This is a genomic window from Gemmatimonadaceae bacterium (genome assembly GCA_035533755.1).
Lineage (GTDB): Bacteria > Gemmatimonadota > Gemmatimonadetes > Gemmatimonadales > Gemmatimonadaceae > JAGWRI01.
In genome coordinates this window covers 1-17,001 of sequence record DATLTC010000050.1, presented here as the reverse complement: position 1 = coordinate 17,001, position 17,001 = coordinate 1, and the positions used below count along the sequence as shown (strand labels likewise).

Sequence of the window (17,001 nt, the reverse complement as noted above, 5' to 3'; positions counted from 1 at the left end):
GGCGTCACCGCGGCGATGGTCGCCGCGGGCGATTCGATGTTCAGCGCGCCCAAGAGCTGCAACGGCTGCCACGGCATGGGCGGCGTGAATGGACGCAACGGCCCCAATCTCACCACCGGGGACTTCGACCACATCGACGGGAGCTACGAGTCCATCGTGCACATCGTGACCGTGGGTATCACGAAGAAGGAACTCCAGCATCCCGAGGAACATCGCTTTCCGATGCGCCCCCGCGGCGGCCACGACCTGACGGACGACCAGATCCGCGACATTGCCGCGTACGTGTGGACGCTGAGCAACCACTAGGCGGGCGCGACCGGTCGGGCGCGCCCGCGCCCGACCGGTCGCGGTCAGATCGTGATCGTCCCTTCGCAGACGATGACGCTGCTCCCGCCCACGCGCACGCCGGTGATCCGGCCGTGCGCCTTATCGGTCTCCACCTCGAGGATGCTGGGCCGGCCCATCTCGAATCCCTGTTCCACGATCCAGCGCAGCGTGCCGTCGGTCTGCGCGCTGCGCATGCCCAGGTAGCCGCCCAGCGCGGCGCAGGCGCTGCCGGTGGCTGGGTCCTCGAGCACGTTCAGGCCCGGTGCGAACATGCGGGCACGCACGTCGGAGCCCTCGCGCTCCGGATCGAACGAGAACACGAATACTTCCGGCGCCCACGTGCCGCGCAGCACGCGCTCCCAGACGTCCATCTTCACGCGCGTGCGGGCCACCGCATCGCGGCTGGCCAGCGGGATGAACAGGAAGGGCAGTCCGCACGACACCGCTTGGGGCGCGTACGCGTCGCCGAGCAGATCGTCGGGCCGGAGCGAGAGCACCTCGGCCAGCGCGTCGCGCGATGGCGGCGTGGGCCCCGTTTCCGGCAGTTTGGCCACCGAGAGTTGCGCGAACACCGGGCGGCCTCCCTCCTCGCGAATCGTCACCGGCACCGGGCCCACGCCCTCTTCGAACACGATGGGCGTATGGCGGCCGGTGAGCGTCACCTCGCCGAGGTGCGCCAGCACGTGCGCCGTGCCCACCGTGGGGTGGCCGGCAAAGGGCATCTCGCGTTCGGGCGTGAAGATGCGCACCCGCCGCGTGTGCCGCGGATCGGCGGGCGGCAGGACGAACGTGGTCTCGGAGTAGTTGAACTCGCGCGTGATGTCGAGCATCAGCTCCGAGGGGATCTCCCGCGCGTCGGGAAACACGGCCAGCTGATTGCCGCCGAAGCGGCGGTCGGTGAAGACATCGGCGGTCACGTAGCGCACTTGCATGGCGGAGTTGGTCGAGGGGAAATATCTGATTGCCTCATGACTGAACAACGTAGGACGGTAGTACGGTAGGGGGGTAGTTGGTAAACGGCGTTCCGCAGTCATCGGTCCTACGCCCCTACACTCCTACCCTCCTACGCTCCCATCACGGAATCTCCCCGCCGAGAACCACCGCTAACTTCCGGCTGTCGATGTTCCCGCCCGATACCACGCACGCCACGCGCTTCGCGCCCAGCGCGTGCGCCAGCGCCGCCGCCACGGGCGCCGCCCCCGCGCCCTCCGCCACCACGCGCGAACGCTCGGCCAGCATCCGCACCGCATCGGCCACCTGCCGCACCGATACCACCAGCGACCCGGCCAGCACCTCGCGCGCCAGCGGCCAGATCTGTTCCAACACGCCCTTGCCGCCGATGCCGTCGATGAACGTGGGCGTGTACTCCACGGCCACCGGAGCGCCGGCGGCGAGCGACGCCGAGAAGGGCGCCGCCGTCTCCACCTCGCACGCGTACACCTTCACGCCGGGCCGCAGGGCGCGCGCCGCGCAGGCGATCCCGCACGCCAGCCCGCCGCTCCCGTACGGCACGAGGATCGCGTCCACGTCGGGCAGATCCTCCACGATCTCCAACCCGATGGTCGCGTTCCCCGCGATCACGGTAGGGTCGGCGCCGGGATGGATGAACGTTCCCGTCTCGCCGGGCACGCCGAACTCGACGATCGCCTTCCACCAGTCGGCGAACGGCACGAGCACCACGGTCGCCCCCAGCCGGCGGATCGCGTCCAGCTTGGTCGCGGGCGCATGGTCGGGCGCGATCACCCGGCAGGGCACGCCCAATTCGCGCGCCGCCCAGGCCACGCCCTGCGCCATGTTGCCCGCGCTCGCCGTGTATACCCCGTGGCGCAGGCGGTCCGGCGGCAGCAGGCGCATGGCGTTGAGCGCGCCGCGCAGCTTGAACGATCCGATCGGCTGCAGGGTCTCGAGCTTGAGATGGATCTCGGACGCGGCATCCACGTGCAGCCGCACGAGGGGCGTGCGCACCGCGGTGCCGGCAATCCGGCCGCGCGCGGCCTGGATGTCGGACAGGGGAATCGGGGCCAGCGGCGGGTGGGTGGACGGCAACGGACGCTCCGGGATGTGTGCGGCGATGGGCGCCGCGCCGCGTGCTATTCGCTGGGCGGACGACGCCCGCCCAGCGCGACTTCCGTTCCCACGCCTTCACGCTCGGCGCGCTCGTACACGTGGCACGCGGCCGCCAGATCCTCCACTGCGAGCCCCAACGACTTGAACAGCGTGATCTCGGCAGGCGCGGTGCGCCCCAGCGCCTTGCCCGTGAGTATCTCCCCCAGCTCGGCCACCACGCTCCGCTCCGACACCAGTCCCTCGCGCATCGGCGCCAGGAAATCCTCCGACTCGTGGAGCAGCGATTCGCGCCGGTCGGCGAACACGCGCGCCGTGGCCACGGCGGCGCTGTCCAGTTCGCGCGCGCCGGGCTGCGACGCGCCCACCGCGTTCACGTGCACTCCGGGCTCCAGCCATTCGCCGCGCAACACCGGCTCGCGCGACGACGTCACCGTGCAGATCACGTCGGCGCGGCGCACGGCGCGCGGCGCCGAGTCGGCCACCTCCACCGCGATGCCGTGGGCGCGCTCCGCCCACGCCGCGAACGCGGCGGCGTGATCGCGTGTGCGGCTCCACACGCGCACGGTCGTGATCGGGCGCACGAGGGCAATCGCTTCCAGATGAGTGCGCGCCTGCACGCCGCTGCCCAGCAGCGCCAGCGTGCACGCGTCCTCGCGGGCCAGCAGCCGCGTGGCCACGGCCGACACCGCCGCCGTGCGAATGGCCGTGATCGACGACGCGTCGAGCATCGCCACGAGTTGGCCGTGCTGCGAGTCAAATAGCAGCACCGCCCCCTGGTGCGAATCGAGATCGGTGCCGTGGTTGCTCGGGAACACCGTGATCAGCTTGACGCCGAACGCCGGCAGCGCCGCCGAGTACGCGGGCATCATCGCGAACACGTCGTGGCGGTCGGGGATCCGCAGCACCGGCCGCAGCGGGAGCACCACCTGGCCCCGCGACAGCGACGCCAGCGCCGCCTCCATGAGCGGGATGCACTCGCGCATGGGCAACAACGAAGTGACCTGCGCCTGGGTCAGGATGCGCATGCGGGGGAGGGCAGGGGCGCGGTGGCGGGGGACTGGCCCCCGCCACCGCATGAGAACTCAGGGGACTGCGCTATTCCTCGCCCATGAACGGATACCGATAATCCGTGGGCGGCGAGAACGTCTCCTTCACCGCTCGCGCGCTCACCCAGCGCACGAGATTGAGCTTCGAGCCCGCCTTGTCGTTGGTGCCGGAGCCGCGCGCGCCGCCGAACGGCTGCTGGCCCACCACCGCGCCCGTGGGCTTGTCGTTCACGTAGAAGTTGCCGGCGCTGTTGCGCAGCGTGGCCATCGCCTCGCGCACCGCGTGCCGGTCGGTGGCGAAGATGGCCCCGGTGAGCGCGTACGGCGACACGCTGTCGATGGACTGCAACGTCTCGCCCCACTTGGCGTCGTCGTACACGTACGCCGTCACCACCGGGCCGAAGATCTCCTCGCACAACAGCCGGTACCCCGGATCGGTGGTCTCCACCAGCGTCGGCGCGATGAAGTAGCCCGTCGATTCGTCGGTCGTGCCGCCGGCCACGATCCTGGCGTTGCGCTTGGCGTCGGCGATGTACTCGCTGATCTTCCGGAACGCCTTCTGGTCGATCACCGCGCCCACGAACGTGCGGAAGTCCTGCACGTCGCCCATCCGCATGTCCTCCATCATCGCCACCACCCGGTCGCGCACCTCGGGCCACAGCGACCGCGGCACGTACACACGGCTCGCCGCCGAGCACTTCTGTCCCTGGTACTCGAACGCGCCGCGCGCGATCGCCACCGCCAGCGCCTGCGGATCGGCCGACGCGTGGGCGAGGATGAAGTCCTTGCCCCCCGTCTCGCCCACGATGCGCGGATACGAGCGATAGCGCGACATGTTGGCGCCGATCGTCTGCCACATGTTGTTGAACACCGACGTGCTGCCGGTGAAGTGCACGCCGGCCAGGTCGGGGTGCGACAGCGCGATGCCGCTGATCATCGACGCGTCGCCGCCCACGAGGTTGATCACCCCCGGCGGCAGCCCCGCCGCCTCGAGCACCTTGAGGATGTAGTGCGCCGTCAGCATCGCCGTCGACGCCGGCTTCCAGAGCACGGTGTTCCCCATCAGCGCCGGCGACGTGGGCAGGTTGCCGGCGATCGACGCGAAGTTGAACGGCGTCACTGCATAGACGAAGCCCTCCAGCGGGCGATAGTCCAGCTGGTTCCACATCGTGTGGTTGGACAGCGGCTGCTCGTCGTACAGCTCCTGCGCATAGTGCGGATTGAACCGCCAGAAGTCGATCAGCTCGCACGCCGAATCGATCTCGGCCTGGAACGGCGTCTTGGACTGGTTCAGCATCGCGGCCGCGTTCACCGTGTCGCGCCACGTCGTGGTCAGCAGCTCGGCGGCCCGCAGGAACACCGCCGCGCGGTCCTCCCACGCCCAGTTGGCCCAGTCGCCGTGGGCCGCCTTGGCGGCGGCGATCGCCTGCTGCACGTGGTCGGGCGCCGCCCGGTGCCAGTCGGCCAGCACGTGCTTGTGGTCGTGCGGCATGACGGCGTGCGCCACGTCGCCGGTGCGCACGGGCACGCCCCCGATCACCAACGGGATGTCGGCCTTCTCGCCGGCCATCGCCTTGAGGCGGGCTTTGAGGGACAGCTTCTCGGGAGAGCCGGGCGCGTAACCCTTCACCGGCTCGTTGACGGGGGGCGGAACGCGGCGCGTGCCGTTGAAGGCCGCGAGCGGGGCAATACGGTCGAGAGTGGACATGATCGGGGCTCGGGTCGTGCCAGGTGCCATGCGCGCCCGGAAGGGGCGCCGCCTGAAAGATACCGCGCGCGTCGGGACGCACCAACGCGCCCGCCCACGGCCCGGACGGCCGGGCGGCGCGGCCCTCGCCATCCCGCCCGGAATGCAGCAGATTTCCGGGAATTGCAGTGTCCACCCGTTCGATGACCCGCGGCCAACCGACGCAGGCGACCTCGTGAAAGTGCTCATCGCCGACGACGACGACACCATCCGCGCGCTGGTGAGCTCGGTGGTCGTGAGCCTGGGCTACGAGCCGGTGACGGCCGCCAATGGCGCCGCCGCGTGGGAGCTGTACCAGACGGAGCCGTTCCCCCTGGCCGTGGTGGACATCGAGATGCCCGACGTGGACGGCCTGGAGCTGTGCCGCCAGATCCGCGCCGCCGACCGGACCCACGAGACCTTCATCCTCGTGCTCACCGGCCGCAGCACCCAGGACGACCTGGGCGCCGTGCTCGAAGCCGGGGCCGACGACTACATGTCCAAGCCCACCACGCCCAACAACCTGCGCGCGCGGCTGTTCATCGCCCAGCAGCGCATGGCCCAGGAATCGCAGCGCCGCGCCGCCGAGGAGGCCCTGGCCAAGGCCCGCTGGCTGGCCGGCATCGGCGAGACGAGCATCGCCCTGCAGCACGAGATCAACAACCCGCTCTCGGCGCTGCTCGGGCACGCCGAACTGATGCTGCTCGACGCGCAGGACGCCGGTCAGGACAATCCGCACTTGCACGTGATCCACGAGCAGGCGCGTCGCATTGCCGAGGTCGTGAAGCGGTTGGGCAAGCTCCGCGATCCGCAGACCGTGGAGTACGTGGGCGGTTCCCGGATGCTCGACCTGAGCAAGCCGGCCCACGACGACTCGTGAGCGCGGCCGGCCGCGGATCCGCCACCCGCTTCATCGGCGCGCACACGATCGCCAACGGCGGCATCCACATGGCGGTGCGCCGCGCCGCCAGCGCCCAGATGACGGCGCTGCAGGTGTTCACCGCCATTCCCAAGTACTACGGCGACAAGGTGTCCATCAAGGCCGATCGCGTGGAGCGGTTCCGCGCCGCGCTCGCCGAAGCCGGCATCGCGCCCGAGCACGTGGTGGTGCACGCGGCGTACGTGCTCAACACGGCCACGCCCGACCCTGAGAAGTGGACGCGTGCCCGCGACGGGCTGGCCAAGGAACTGGAGCGCTCCACCGCGCTCGGCGTGGGGGCCGTGTGCTTCCATCCCGGCGCCGCCACCGACGACGATCGGGACGCCGCGCTCGGGCGCATCGCCGCCGCGATCACCCATGCCCTGGAGCGCACCGAGGGGCGCACGCGGCTGCTCGTGGAGAACACCGCGGGCGCCGGCCGCACCATGGGACGCACGCCGGCCGAGGTGGCGGGCGTGCTCCACCGCGTGCCCCGCGCGCTGCGGCCGCGCACCGGCTACGGCCTGGACACCTGCCACCTGTTCGCGTCGGGGTTCGCCATCCACGAGAGCGCGGCGGCGCAGGCCAGGGTGCTCGATGAGTTTGAACAGGCCACCGGCGAGCCGCCGGGCTTCTTCCATCTCAACGACAGCGAGGGCGCGCTGGGCTCCAACAAGGACCGGCACGCGCTCATCGGCGAGGGCCAGATCGGCGTCGAGCCGTTCCGCTGGCTGCTCCGCGATCCCCGCAGCGCCGGCGTGCCGCTCATCCTCGAGACGCCGCAGGAACACCCCGACGTCGCCGACGACGACCCGGCCGCCGATCCGTGGGACGCGCGGATGATGGCATTGCTGCGCGGGCTGATCGACGGGGAGCCGTAGCGCAGGCGGTGAGCACCGCCGCCTCCCACGGCCTACGGTGTACTTACATGATTAGCTAATTAGCTTAGAATTGATCATGGACTCCGCCTTCAAAGCGCTCGCCGACCCCACGCGACGCCAGATCCTCAAGCTGCTGCGCAAAGGCCCGCGCACGTCGGGAGAGATCGCCGGCCAGTTCGACACCGCCTGGCCCACCATCTCCCGCCACCTGGGCGTGCTCCGCGATGCGGGACTCATCCTGTCCGAACGCCACGGACAGCAGGTCATCTACGAACTCAACACCACCGTTTTCGACGACGTCCTCGAGCAGATCCTCGACTGGATGCGTCCGGGGAGGAAGCATGCGTAAGTGGTTCCCCGCGATTCCCATCGCCGGCGCGTTCCTGCTGTCCGCGGCCGTCTATTCCCGGCTCCCGAGCCCCATGGCCACCCACTGGGGCATCAACGGCGAGCCCAACGGCTACAGCAGCCGCGCCGTCGGCGCATTCCTCATGCCCGCGCTCGCCCTGGTGCTCTGGGCGTTCCTGCGCGGCCTCCCGATCATCGATCCCCGCCGCGCCAACTACGCCCGGTTCCAGGGCACCTACGATCTGGTGGTGAACGCCGTCATCACGCTGCTCGCCGCCATCCACGTCGTCGTGCTCGGGACGGCGCTGCATTGGCCCGTGCCCCGCATCGACCGCATGGCGCCCCTCGGCGTGGGCGCCCTCATGCTCCTCCTCGGCAACGTGCTCCCGCGGGCCCGGCCCAACTGGTGGTTCGGCATCCGCACGCCGTGGACGCTGAGCAGCGACACGGTCTGGACCAGAACCCATCGCGTGGGCGGCTACTTCATGACCGCCGCCGGCGCGATCGCGATCTGCAGCGTCTTCCTGCCGCCCGCCGCCGGATTCGTGGTCTTCATGGTCGCCGTCCTCGGCGCATCGCTCGCGTCAGTGGTCTACTCATACGTCGTCTGGAAGGAGGAACAACCGTGAACCGCACCCTGCTCGCCGCTGCCGGTCTCTCCCTCGCGCTGGCCGCGCCGGCCCCCGCCCCCGCGCAGCTGGCGCCGCCGTACACCTTCGTGATGATGCTCGGCAAGGACACGATCGTGAGCGAGGTGGTGCAGCGCACCGCCACGCGGCTCGACGTGGACATGGTGGACCGGACCACCGGCGCCCACTGGCGCTACGCCATGGATCTCCGTCCCGACGGCACCGTGCCGAGCATGAGCAACGCCTACTACCGGCTGGCGCAGGGCGACACCGTGCCCGTCCAGCGCGCGGAGCTGGCCTTCATCGGCGACTCGGTGGTCGTGACGATCTCGGGCAACGTCTCCCGCGTCGAGCGGCTGGCCACGCGGCCCGGCGTGATCCCGTACATCAATCCGTCGAGCGCGATGATCGAGCAGATCCTCCACCGCGCCCGCGCCATGGGCGGCGCCGAGGATACGGTCCCCGTCTTCGCCCTCATCGGCGGCGCCACGGTCCCGACGGTCGTCACCTGGGTGGGGCGCGACTCGGCGGTGCTCGCGATCGGTGCCGCGCGGATGCGCCTGTCCGTGGGAGAGGACGGCTCGCTGCTCGGCATGGCCGTGCCGATGCAGGGGGTGCGGGTGGTTCGCGTGGAGGGCGCCCATCCGCTCGCCACGCACCGCATCGACTACGGCGCGCCGCCCGGCGCGCCCTACACCGCCCAGGATGTGACCGTCCATACGCCCGAGGGACTGTCGCTCACCGGCACGCTCACGCTCCCCGCCAACCGCGCGGGGCGCGTGCCGGCCATCGTGACCATCACCGGCTCCGGAACCCAGGACCGCGACGAGCGGATCATGGGGCTCGACGGCTATCGCCCGTTCTGGCAGATCGCCGATACGCTCGCCCGCCGCGGCATCGCCACGCTGCGGTTGGACGATCGCGGGATGAATGGGTCGAGCGCCGGCCCGCCCACGGCGACGTCGGCCGATTTCGCCAACGACATCCGCGCCGGCCTGGCGTACCTGCGTACGCGTCCGGACATCGACGGCTCGCGGCTGGGGCTGGTGGGGCACAGCGAGGGCGGGATGATCGCCCCCATGGTGGCGGCCACCGATCCCGCGCTCAAGGGGATCGTGCTCATGGCCGGACCGGCGTACACCGGGGCCAGGATCCTCGCGTTCCAGCAGCGGTACGCCGTGGACCACACGCCCGCGCTCTCGCCGGCGGAGCGCCGGGAGGCACTCGCCAAGAGCGAGGAGGCCACCGACAGCCTGGCGGCCAAGAGCGCCTGGCTGCGCTATTTCATCGCGTACGATCCCCTCCCCACGGCCCGGAAGGTGCGCGTGCCGGTGCTCATTCTGCAGGGGGAAACGGATCAGCAGGTGACGCCGGAGCAGGCCGACACCCTGGCGGCGGCGTTCCGCGCCGGGGGCGATCGCGACGTGACGGTGCGCAGATTCCGCGGGACGGACCACCTGTTCGTTGCCGATTCCAGCGGCGATTCGGCGCGCTATTCGGCGCTTCCCTCGCACGCGGTGCGCCCCGAAGTCCTCGGCGCGATCGCCGATTGGCTGGCATCGCATCTCCGGTGACGGGCGCGCGCGGCCGATTTCCCGAGCGAAAAGCGGCGCGCGTCAGAGGGGAAACACGGTAAAATTCCTATTGCGTCCTCTGTGGAGTGTTTTACCTTTCGGCGCGACGGACAAGCGGTTCCCTCTGAGAGCACCACTCCGTTTCACCAATTCAGGAGAGAGCACATGGCCGCAAAAAAGGGCAAGAAGTCCGCGAAGAAGGGTGGCAAGAAGGCCGCGAAGAAGCCTGCAAAGAAGGCCGCGAAGAAGGTCGCGAAAAAGGCTGCGCCCAAGAAGGCGAAGCGGAAACCCAACGCGGCGTTCATGAGGCCCGTGCAGCCGGATGCCTTGCTCGCGACGGTCGTCGGTTCCACGGCGATCCCGCGCACCGAAGTGACCAAGAAGCTCTGGGTGTATATCAAGAAGAACGGGCTCCAGGATGCCAAGGAGCGCCGCATGATCAACGCCGACGCCAACCTCAAGGCGGTGTTCGGTGGCAAGGGCAAGGTCTCGATGTTCGAGATGACCAAGCTCGTCGGCAAGCACCTCAAGTAAGGTCGCTCCGATTCGACACAGCGAGGGCGCGCCATGAGCGCGCCCTTTGTTGTGTCCGGGAGCGGCCCCGCCGGGAACCATCCCGTGCCTCCCAGCGTAAGGGGTCGTAGATTCTCCCGGGTTCCGTCCATCCGTCCCTTACATCGTCAGGTCTCGCGTGGCCAAGTCCTCCAAGTCCGGCAAGTCGTCCAGATCCGCCAACGTCGTCGCCCAGGCTCGCGGCTCCCGCGGCAAGCGCAAGGGTGGCGGCAACTGGCTGTGGGAGAACGTGAAGTCGCTCAGCGGCGCCGTGCTCATCTTCCTCGTCATCCGCACCTTCCTCGTCGAAGCGTTCCGGATCCCGTCGGGGAGCATGATCCCCACGCTGCTCGTGGGCGACTGGCTGTTCGTCAACAAGGCGGTGTACGGGCCCACGGTGCCATTCACCCACGTACGCCTGCCGGGCTACGCCGATCCCAAGCACGGCGACGTGGTGGTGTTCACGTCGCCCTATCAGGCGGACGAGGCGGCCAACGGCAGCGATCCCACGCCCACGCTGGTCAAACGGCTCATCGGCATGCCGGGCGACACGGTCTACATGCGCAAAGGCGTGGTGTACGTGAACGGCATCGCCCAGCGGCAGGGATTCGGCGTGGGCGGCTACACCGCCGATCCCGCGCAGTCGCGCCCCGACGACACCAGTCCGCTGTTCGACTGGCAGAAGCGGATCGCCCTCGCCAACACGCGATTCGGCTCCGCGCCGGCTACGCCCACGCACGACGACTGGGGGCCGCTGCGCATTCCGGCCGGCGACTACTTCATGATGGGCGACAACCGGTACTGCTCCAAGGACAGCCGCTACTGGGGCGTGGTGCCGCGCGCCAACATCCGCGGCCGGCCGCTGTTCGTGTACTACTCGTACCGGCCCAGTCCGGGCGGGCTCAACGATTGCGACGGCCAGACCAGCGACCGGCCGCTCTCGTTCCTCACCGACATCCGGTGGGGCCGCCTGGGGCACGTCATTCGATGAACGCTCCGGCGCCGGCTGACGGTCGGCGATAGGCCGCGGTTCCCATGCCTCTCGTCTTCCCGTTCGATCCCGACATCACGCGGGCCGCCACCATCCCCGCGCGGCTGTACAACGATCCGGTCTATCTCGAACTGGAACGCGAGCGGGTCTTTGCCCATGGCTGGCAGCTCGTGGCCCGCACGGAACAGTTGGCCCGCAGCGGCGACTACGTCACGGCCGAGGTCGGCACCGAGTCCATCGTCGTCGTGCGCGACGGCGACGCGCTGCGCGGTTTCCACAACGTGTGCCTGCACCGCGCCGGCCCCGTGGCCCAGGGCTGCGGCCGGCGGCAGACGCTGCAGTGCCGCTACCACGGCTGGACCTACACCCTGGCCGGCGGGTTGCTGCACGCGCCCGAGATGGAGGGCGTGGCGAACTTCCGCCCCGAGGACATGCACCTGATGCCGGTGGCCGTCGCCGCCTGGGGCCCGCTGGTGTTCGCGAATCTCGACGGCAAGGCGCCGCCCCTCGCCGAGGTGCTGGAGGACATTCCCGACCGCGTGGCCCCGTTCCACTGCGAGTCCATGCGCTACGTGATGCGCAAGGAGTACGAGCTCGCGTGCAACTGGAAGGTGTACGTGGACAACTATCTGGAAGGCTACCATGTGCCGGTGGTCCACCCGGGGCTCCACCGGGAGCTCGACTACGACCACTATCGCGTGGAGCCCCACCGCTACTACTCCCTGCAGCACGCGCCGTTGCGTCCCGTGCCGCCGGCGGCCGGCGACCGCAAGTACGTGCCCGAGGGCAGCGACGTGCCCCAGGCTTTCTACGTCTGGATCTTCCCCAACATCATGCTCAACATCTACATGGGGCAGATGCAGACGAACGTCGTGGTCCCGCTGGCGCACGATCGCACCCGCGTGGTGTTCGAATGGTTCGCCACGAATCCACCCGCCGATCCCGCCGCCGACGAGCGATGGAGCCGGTTGGTGGCGTTCAGCGACGAGATCCAGGACGAGGACATCTCCATCTGCGAGACGGTGCAACGGAATCTCCGGTCGCGCGTCTATGACCGGGGGCGCTATTCCGCCAAGCGCGAGAACGGCGTTCACCACTTCCACTCCCTGCTCCACGAGTTCCTGACCTGACGCCAGGCAGAACTCGCGCCGACCCTCGTCCCCCGTTGCCGCCGGCCGCATGCGTCGCTGGTCGCCCCTGCAGGATCGCACCGAGCGCCTGATCGCGCTGTCGCAGCTGGCCTGCGTGGCCACGCTGGGGGCGCTGCTCGCTACGTCCTGGCGCCGTCACGACGCCCTGCTCGACGCCGCGTTCCTGATCGCGCTGTCGGTGTTCGCGCTCGCCGCCACCGGCATCGCCATCCGCATGCGGCGCCTGCAGCGCGCCCTGTTCGCGAGCTTCGCCGCCGCGGCCGGCGCCCTCGTGCTGGCCGAGCTCGCGGGCCTCCTCCTGCCGGGCTCGGCGCTCGCCATCGCGCTCCACGCCGTGGGCAGCACCGACAAGGTCATCATGGTGGCCACGCTCAACGCGCTGCTCCCGCTCTACGCCCACGCGGCGCTGTTGGCCAAGGAACGGGCGACCGAAGCGCTGGAGCGGAGCGTCGTGGCCGAGCGCACCTTCGCCGCCACCCTCGAGACACGCGTGACCGTGCGCACCGCCGAACTGGAGGATACGCAGCGCGTGCTCCAGCGCATGTGGCGCCTGGGGCAGCAGATCGCCCTCGAACTGGATCCCACCCGCGTGCTCGAGCGGTTCGTGGACGCGGCCAGCGACATCGCCCAGGCCGACGGCGCCGCGATCGGACTGGCCGGCGACGGCGGCAGCATTCGCGTGCCGATCGCCCGCGGGGCGCTGGTCGATCTGGCCGGCTCGGTGGCGTCGGCGGCGAACACCGCCATGGGCCAGGTGGTGCGCCTCGGCACGCCGTGGATGACCGACGACGCGGCGGCGGATGCCGGCGCCGAATGCCAGCCCATGTGCCGCGTCGCCGGCGGCGACGTGCGCAGCGTGGCCGTGCTCCCCATCTCCCGCCGCGGCGAGCGCATCGGCGCCGTGGCGCTCGTGCGGCGCACCGTGCAGCCGTTCTCGGAGGTCACGATCGCCCGCGTCGAGGCGATGACCGACCTCCTCACGGTGGCGCTCGAGAACGCCGAACTGGTGGACACCCTGCGCCAGACGGAATGGCGCTTCCGCACGCTGTTCCGCGCGGCGCCCGACGCCGTGTTCACGGTGCTGCGCAGCGGGCGCATCCGCGAAGCCAACGATGCCGCCGCCGACATCGTCGGCACCGATGTCATGCGCATGGTGGGCCGCCGGCTCAGCGACCTCGTGGCCGAGGAGGATCGCAGCCGGCTGGACGGCGCGCTCGAGGCCACCTTCACCGGCCGCTCGGCGCGCCTCGAGCTCACCTTCCGCCGCGCGCCCAACGAGCCGTCGCACGTGGTGTCGTTGGCCGCCAGCCTGCTGCCCGAAGCCGATCCGCCCAGCATCCTGGTGGTGGCGCGCGACGTCACCGCCGAGCGCGAGATGCGCGTGCGACTCATGGAGTCCGACCGCCTGGCCGCGGTCGGCGAGCTCGTGGCCGGCGTGGCGCACGAGGTGAACAATCCGTTGAGCAGCATCAGCGCCTACGCGCAGCTGTTGCTCCGCGATCCCCGGCTCGAGGGCGTGCAGCGCGAACACGTGGAAGTGATCCGCGCCGAGACGATGCGCGCCAGCCACGTGGTGAAGGATCTCCTCGCGTTCGCGCGCCGGAGCGAGCCCCGCCATGAGCCGCTCGACCTCAACACCGTGGTGTCGCGCACGCTGCGCATGCGGGCCTACCAGCTCTCGCTCAATCACCTGCGGGTGGAGCAGCGGCTGGCCGAGGGACTGCCGGCGGTCATCGGCGACGCGCGGCAACTGCAGCAGGTGTGCCTCAACCTGATCACCAACGCCGTCCAGGCCATGGCGTCGGCCGGCGGCGGCACGCTCACCGTGGCCACCGGGGTGCGCAACGGCGAGGTGACGCTGGAGGTGGGCGACACCGGCACCGGGATTCCCCCCGAGGCGCGGGCGCGGATCTTCGAGCCCTTCTTCACCACCAAGAAGGAGGGCCAGGGCACGGGCCTCGGCCTCAGCGTGAGCTACGGCATCGTGGCCGCGCACAAAGGAAAGATCGAGATCGCCGCCACGTCGGCCCGCGGCACCACCATCCGGGTGTCGCTCGCCGCCGCCGATGCGTCGGTGGAGAACGGCGTGCCCGCGGAGGCGCCGCCGTTGGTGCTCCGGTCGCCCATCGCCGATATCCGGCTGCTGTTCGTGGACGACGAACCGGCCATCTGCAGCGGGATCACGGCGTACGCGCGCGTGCGCGGATTCACCGTGCTCACGGCGCCGTCGGGCGAACGGGCGCTGGAGATCGTCCGCGAGACGAACGTGGACGCGATTGTCTGCGACATCCGCATGCCGGGCATGGACGGCTTCGCCTTCCACAACTGGCTGCGGCTCGAACGGCCGGGGCTGGCCGCGCGCACGGTGTTCATCACGGGCGACGTGGTCACGGCCGCCAGCCGGCGTACGGTGCGGCAGCCGATGCTGGCCAAGCCGTTCAGCTTCGAGCGGCTGGAGGAGTCGGTCATCGCCGTGATCCAGGGACGTCCCGTGCCCGGGTTGGAGCGCGTGCCGTAGGCGGCAGTACGGGGGGCGCCATTGCGGTGATCCCTCCGGTCCATTCGATTGTCCAAGACGGAGAACCCGGCGCCCATGGCCTCATTCTTTCCACGACATACGATCGAGCTGCGGTTGGAGGAGCCCAAGGCCTTCCGGCGGCTCTCGTTCAACCTGGTGGAGATGGCGCTCGTTGCCGGCATCGTGCTGCGCCTGTTCCGTTCCATGGCGCTCACGCACGGCTCGAGTAGCTGGCTCTACATCGGCGGCACGTTCGTGCTGGGGCTCGCGTTCCTGTGCTCGATGACCACGGCGCACCTGGCCAACTACCCGCTCAAGAAGTGGTTCTGGCGGGCACCGGCGTTCGGGTTGGGGGTCGTGGCGGGGGAGATGGCCACGAGCCTGCTGTTGATCGGGGTGGGGCGGGAGCCCACCGGCACGGCGCGGGCCGGTTTCCACGACTGGATCGGCATGGCGATCAGTACCTTCTGGACGCGCGAACTGGTCGTCTGCGTCTGGGCCGCGCTGCTCGCCCTGATCGTCTCCCTCGTCCGCCGCACCATCGTGGCCGCCGAGTTGCACACTAAGCACGAGCGGGAACGGGAGCACGAGGCCGGCCGCTGACCGGGTCCGGCCCACCCGGCAGGCATTATATTCCCCCCATGATCCGCAAGAACAAGGAGCTGCTCGTCGTCGGGGACCGGGTCCTCGTGAAGGTCGAGGAGGGCGAGGAGCGCACCAACGTCGGGCTGTACCTGCCGCCCACGGCGGTGGACAACCAGGCGGTGCAGGGGGGCACGATCGTGGCCACGGGGCCCGGTCTGCCGTTGCCGAGCCCCGATGCCTCCAGCGAAGAACCGTGGCGCGCTCCGGCGCGCGAAACACGGTTCATCCCCATGCAGGCCCGGGACGGGGACTACGCCCTGTTCTTCCGGAAGGCGGCCGTGGAGATCACGTTCGAAGGCGAGCGCTATCTCGTGGTGCCGCAACAGGCCATTCTCGCGCTCGTGCGAGACGATTTCTGACGGAGTGATGCCATGAGTCTTCCCATCCGTACCGCCCCGGCGATGTACCCCGAACAGCTGGTGGCGCCCATGCGCGCCGAGCTCACCGGGATCGGATTCAAGGAGCTGCGCACGCCCGAGGCGGTGGACGCCGAGCTCAAGAACGCCACCGGCACCACGCTCGTCGTGGTGAACTCGGTGTGCGGCTGTTCGGCCCGCAATGCCCGCCCGGCGGCCGCGGCGGCCATCCGGCACGCCGTCAAGCCCGACCGCCTCACCACGGTGTTCGCGGGGCAGGACGCCGACGCCACGGCCCGCGCACGCAGCTATTTCACCGGGTATCCGCCGTCATCGCCGCAGATCGGCTTGCTCAAGGACGGCAAGGTGGTGTTCATGCTCGAGCGGTGGCAGATCGAAGGCCGCCCGGCCACGGAGATCGCGCAGGATCTGGAGCACGCCTTCGACGAGTACTGCGGTTGAGCTGACGGCCGGTCGGCGCCGGCCGGGGCTCATCCCCCCCGGCCGCCGCGCCCACCGCCGCCGCCCCCGCCCCCGCCCATTCCACCGCCCATCCCGCCCCCGCCAAATCCGCCGAACCCGAACGCGCCCCCCGGCCGGATCTCGCGCAGGGTGCGTTCGTCCAGGAACGCCGCCAGCACCGGCGGCAGTTCGTGCAGCTGTTCGGCCGTGAGCAGCCCCTTCTCCTTGGGCGCGTAGGCCACCAGCAGGTCGATCGTGGCGTTCTGCCCCACGCTCACGTGCTGGAAGGCCTCGTTGAGGTCGAAGTCGTCGGGCAGCCCCACCAGGTACTGCGCGATCGGCGTCCAGATCGAATCCACGGCATTCGTGAACCGCTTGTTCATCGCGATCAGCGTGTCGGTCTGCGCGTCTGTGAGCTTGAGCACGTCCTTCTGGCGCAGCATCTGATCCATGGGGTTCGGATACCCGCGCACGTAGCGGTTCTTGATCATCTGCTCGTTGGGCCGGCCGGTACGCGGCGCACCGCCCTGCGCGCCCGGACCGCCCCGTCCCCCGCGACCGCCCCGTCCGCCGCCCCGCAGCAGCATCTCCAACTGCTGCAGGTTCCGGTCGGGACCGGCCGAGAGCCGGATGTCGAGCGTGGCGGTGAACGGCGCCAGCGCCGCCGCCTGCGCGATGGCCGGATTGCCGAACCGCGGATTCACCTCGTACTTGAATTCCTGCGTCGTCTGATTGAACCCCCGCACGTACAGCAGCGTGGGGTCGATGATCGGCGGCTGCCCCCACCCGCTCAGGTTGTTGCCGCCGTG

The 17,001-nt window shown here is 70.1% G+C and carries 18 protein-coding genes; 13 read left to right on the top strand and 5 right to left on the bottom strand.

The annotated features are described in order from the left end of the window. The coding region (locus VNE60_07020; protein ID HVB31263.1) for a cytochrome c at positions 1 to 306 on the top strand (306 nt) is incomplete at its 5' end. 44 nt (positions 307 to 350) lie between these two features. On the opposite strand, the gene VNE60_07015 is transcribed toward VNE60_07020, so the two are convergent. The 4 genes from VNE60_07015 to pruA all read right to left on the bottom strand — a co-directional run bounded on the left by VNE60_07015 (position 351) and on the right by pruA (position 5,148). After that, on the bottom strand, positions 351 to 1,259 hold the full coding sequence (locus VNE60_07015; protein HVB31262.1) for a PhzF family phenazine biosynthesis protein: 909 nt from the start codon (positions 1,257 to 1,259) through the stop codon (positions 351 to 353). A gap of 142 nt (positions 1,260 to 1,401) precedes the next feature. Beyond that, positions 1,402 to 2,373, bottom strand: a complete 972-nt coding sequence (locus VNE60_07010; protein ID HVB31261.1) for a threonine/serine dehydratase — start codon at positions 2,371 to 2,373, stop codon at positions 1,402 to 1,404. Positions 2,374 to 2,417: 44 nt separating this feature from the next. After that, positions 2,418 to 3,419: an ornithine cyclodeaminase family protein gene (locus VNE60_07005; GenBank protein ID HVB31260.1), complete on the bottom strand. Its 1,002-nt coding sequence runs from the start codon at positions 3,417 to 3,419 to the stop codon at positions 2,418 to 2,420. Between the two features lie 70 nt (positions 3,420 to 3,489). Next, positions 3,490 to 5,148 carry an L-glutamate gamma-semialdehyde dehydrogenase gene (pruA, locus tag VNE60_07000; GenBank protein ID HVB31259.1) on the bottom strand — a complete coding sequence of 553 codons (1,659 nt, stop codon included), beginning with the start codon at positions 5,146 to 5,148 and terminating at the stop codon, positions 3,490 to 3,492. 214 nt (positions 5,149 to 5,362) lie between these two features. Here pruA and VNE60_06995 point away from each other — a divergent pair, with 214 nt between their 5' ends. The 12 genes from VNE60_06995 (at position 5,363) to VNE60_06940 (ending at position 16,192) form a co-directional block, all read left to right on the top strand. After that, positions 5,363 to 6,046: a response regulator gene (locus tag VNE60_06995; GenBank protein ID HVB31258.1), complete on the top strand. Its 684-nt coding sequence runs from the start codon at positions 5,363 to 5,365 to the stop codon at positions 6,044 to 6,046. Continuing rightward, on the top strand, positions 6,043 to 6,966 hold the full coding sequence (locus VNE60_06990; protein ID HVB31257.1) for a deoxyribonuclease IV: 924 nt from the start codon (positions 6,043 to 6,045) through the stop codon (positions 6,964 to 6,966). The genes VNE60_06995 and VNE60_06990 overlap by 4 nt, the downstream gene beginning before the upstream one ends. A 76-nt stretch (positions 6,967 to 7,042) precedes the next feature. Next, positions 7,043 to 7,315, top strand: a complete 273-nt coding sequence (locus VNE60_06985) for an autorepressor SdpR family transcription factor (protein HVB31256.1) — start codon at positions 7,043 to 7,045, stop codon at positions 7,313 to 7,315. Continuing rightward, the gene (locus tag VNE60_06980) at positions 7,308 to 7,943 is read left to right on the top strand and encodes an SdpI family protein (GenBank protein ID HVB31255.1); all 636 of its coding nucleotides are present in this window, start codon (positions 7,308 to 7,310) and stop codon (positions 7,941 to 7,943) included. The genes VNE60_06985 and VNE60_06980 overlap by 8 nt, the downstream gene beginning before the upstream one ends. Further along, positions 7,940 to 9,517, top strand: a complete 1,578-nt coding sequence (locus VNE60_06975) for an alpha/beta fold hydrolase (protein ID HVB31254.1) — start codon at positions 7,940 to 7,942, stop codon at positions 9,515 to 9,517. Before VNE60_06980 ends, VNE60_06975 begins: the two co-directional genes overlap by 4 nt. Before the next feature lie 165 nt (positions 9,518 to 9,682). Continuing rightward, on the top strand, positions 9,683 to 10,051 hold the full coding sequence (locus VNE60_06970) for an SWIB/MDM2 domain-containing protein (GenBank protein ID HVB31253.1): 369 nt from the start codon (positions 9,683 to 9,685) through the stop codon (positions 10,049 to 10,051). Positions 10,052 to 10,208: 157 nt separating this feature from the next. Further along, positions 10,209 to 11,060 (top strand): signal peptidase I, encoded by an 852-nt coding sequence (lepB, locus tag VNE60_06965; GenBank protein HVB31252.1) that lies wholly within the window; start codon positions 10,209 to 10,211, stop codon positions 11,058 to 11,060. 44 nt (positions 11,061 to 11,104) lie between these two features. Continuing rightward, on the top strand, positions 11,105 to 12,190 hold the full coding sequence (locus VNE60_06960) for an SRPBCC family protein (GenBank protein HVB31251.1): 1,086 nt from the start codon (positions 11,105 to 11,107) through the stop codon (positions 12,188 to 12,190). 49 nt (positions 12,191 to 12,239) lie between these two features. Further along, a complete protein-coding gene (locus tag VNE60_06955; protein HVB31250.1) occupies positions 12,240 to 14,729 on the top strand; it encodes an ATP-binding protein in 2,490 nt (829 codons plus the stop codon). A 75-nt stretch (positions 14,730 to 14,804) separates the two neighbouring features. Further along, positions 14,805 to 15,332, top strand: a complete 528-nt coding sequence (locus VNE60_06950) for a hypothetical protein (protein HVB31249.1) — start codon at positions 14,805 to 14,807, stop codon at positions 15,330 to 15,332. A gap of 38 nt (positions 15,333 to 15,370) precedes the next feature. After that, a complete protein-coding gene (locus VNE60_06945) occupies positions 15,371 to 15,733 on the top strand; it encodes a co-chaperone GroES family protein (GenBank protein HVB31248.1) in 363 nt (120 codons plus the stop codon). A 12-nt stretch (positions 15,734 to 15,745) separates the two neighbouring features. Continuing rightward, positions 15,746 to 16,192: a BrxA/BrxB family bacilliredoxin gene (locus VNE60_06940; protein HVB31247.1), complete on the top strand. Its 447-nt coding sequence runs from the start codon at positions 15,746 to 15,748 to the stop codon at positions 16,190 to 16,192. Between the two features lie 29 nt (positions 16,193 to 16,221). Here VNE60_06940 and VNE60_06935 read toward each other — a convergent pair. Then, a partial coding sequence (locus VNE60_06935) for a hypothetical protein (GenBank protein ID HVB31246.1) occupies positions 16,222 to 17,001 on the bottom strand: 780 nt, incomplete at its 5' end.

What these genes read in the sequence shown, in the direction of transcription:
- pruA (HVB31259.1), bottom strand. Translation starts at nt 5,148, where the DNA reads ATGTCCACTCTCGACCGTATTGCCCCGCTCGCGGCCTTCAACGGCACG.
- VNE60_06970 (HVB31253.1), top strand. Translation starts at nt 9,683, where the DNA reads ATGGCCGCAAAAAAGGGCAAGAAGTCCGCGAAGAAGGGTGGCAAGAAG.
- VNE60_06980 (HVB31255.1), top strand. Translation starts at nt 7,308, where the DNA reads ATGCGTAAGTGGTTCCCCGCGATTCCCATCGCCGGCGCGTTCCTGCTG.
- VNE60_06955 (HVB31250.1), top strand. Translation starts at nt 12,240, where the DNA reads ATGCGTCGCTGGTCGCCCCTGCAGGATCGCACCGAGCGCCTGATCGCG.
- VNE60_06960 (HVB31251.1), top strand. Translation starts at nt 11,105, where the DNA reads ATGCCTCTCGTCTTCCCGTTCGATCCCGACATCACGCGGGCCGCCACC.
- VNE60_06985 (HVB31256.1), top strand. Translation starts at nt 7,043, where the DNA reads ATGGACTCCGCCTTCAAAGCGCTCGCCGACCCCACGCGACGCCAGATC.
- VNE60_06945 (HVB31248.1), top strand. Translation starts at nt 15,371, where the DNA reads ATGATCCGCAAGAACAAGGAGCTGCTCGTCGTCGGGGACCGGGTCCTC.
- VNE60_07015 (HVB31262.1), bottom strand. Translation starts at nt 1,259, where the DNA reads ATGCAAGTGCGCTACGTGACCGCCGATGTCTTCACCGACCGCCGCTTC.
- VNE60_06950 (HVB31249.1), top strand. Translation starts at nt 14,805, where the DNA reads ATGGCCTCATTCTTTCCACGACATACGATCGAGCTGCGGTTGGAGGAG.
- VNE60_07005 (HVB31260.1), bottom strand. Translation starts at nt 3,419, where the DNA reads ATGCGCATCCTGACCCAGGCGCAGGTCACTTCGTTGTTGCCCATGCGC.
- VNE60_06940 (HVB31247.1), top strand. Translation starts at nt 15,746, where the DNA reads ATGAGTCTTCCCATCCGTACCGCCCCGGCGATGTACCCCGAACAGCTG.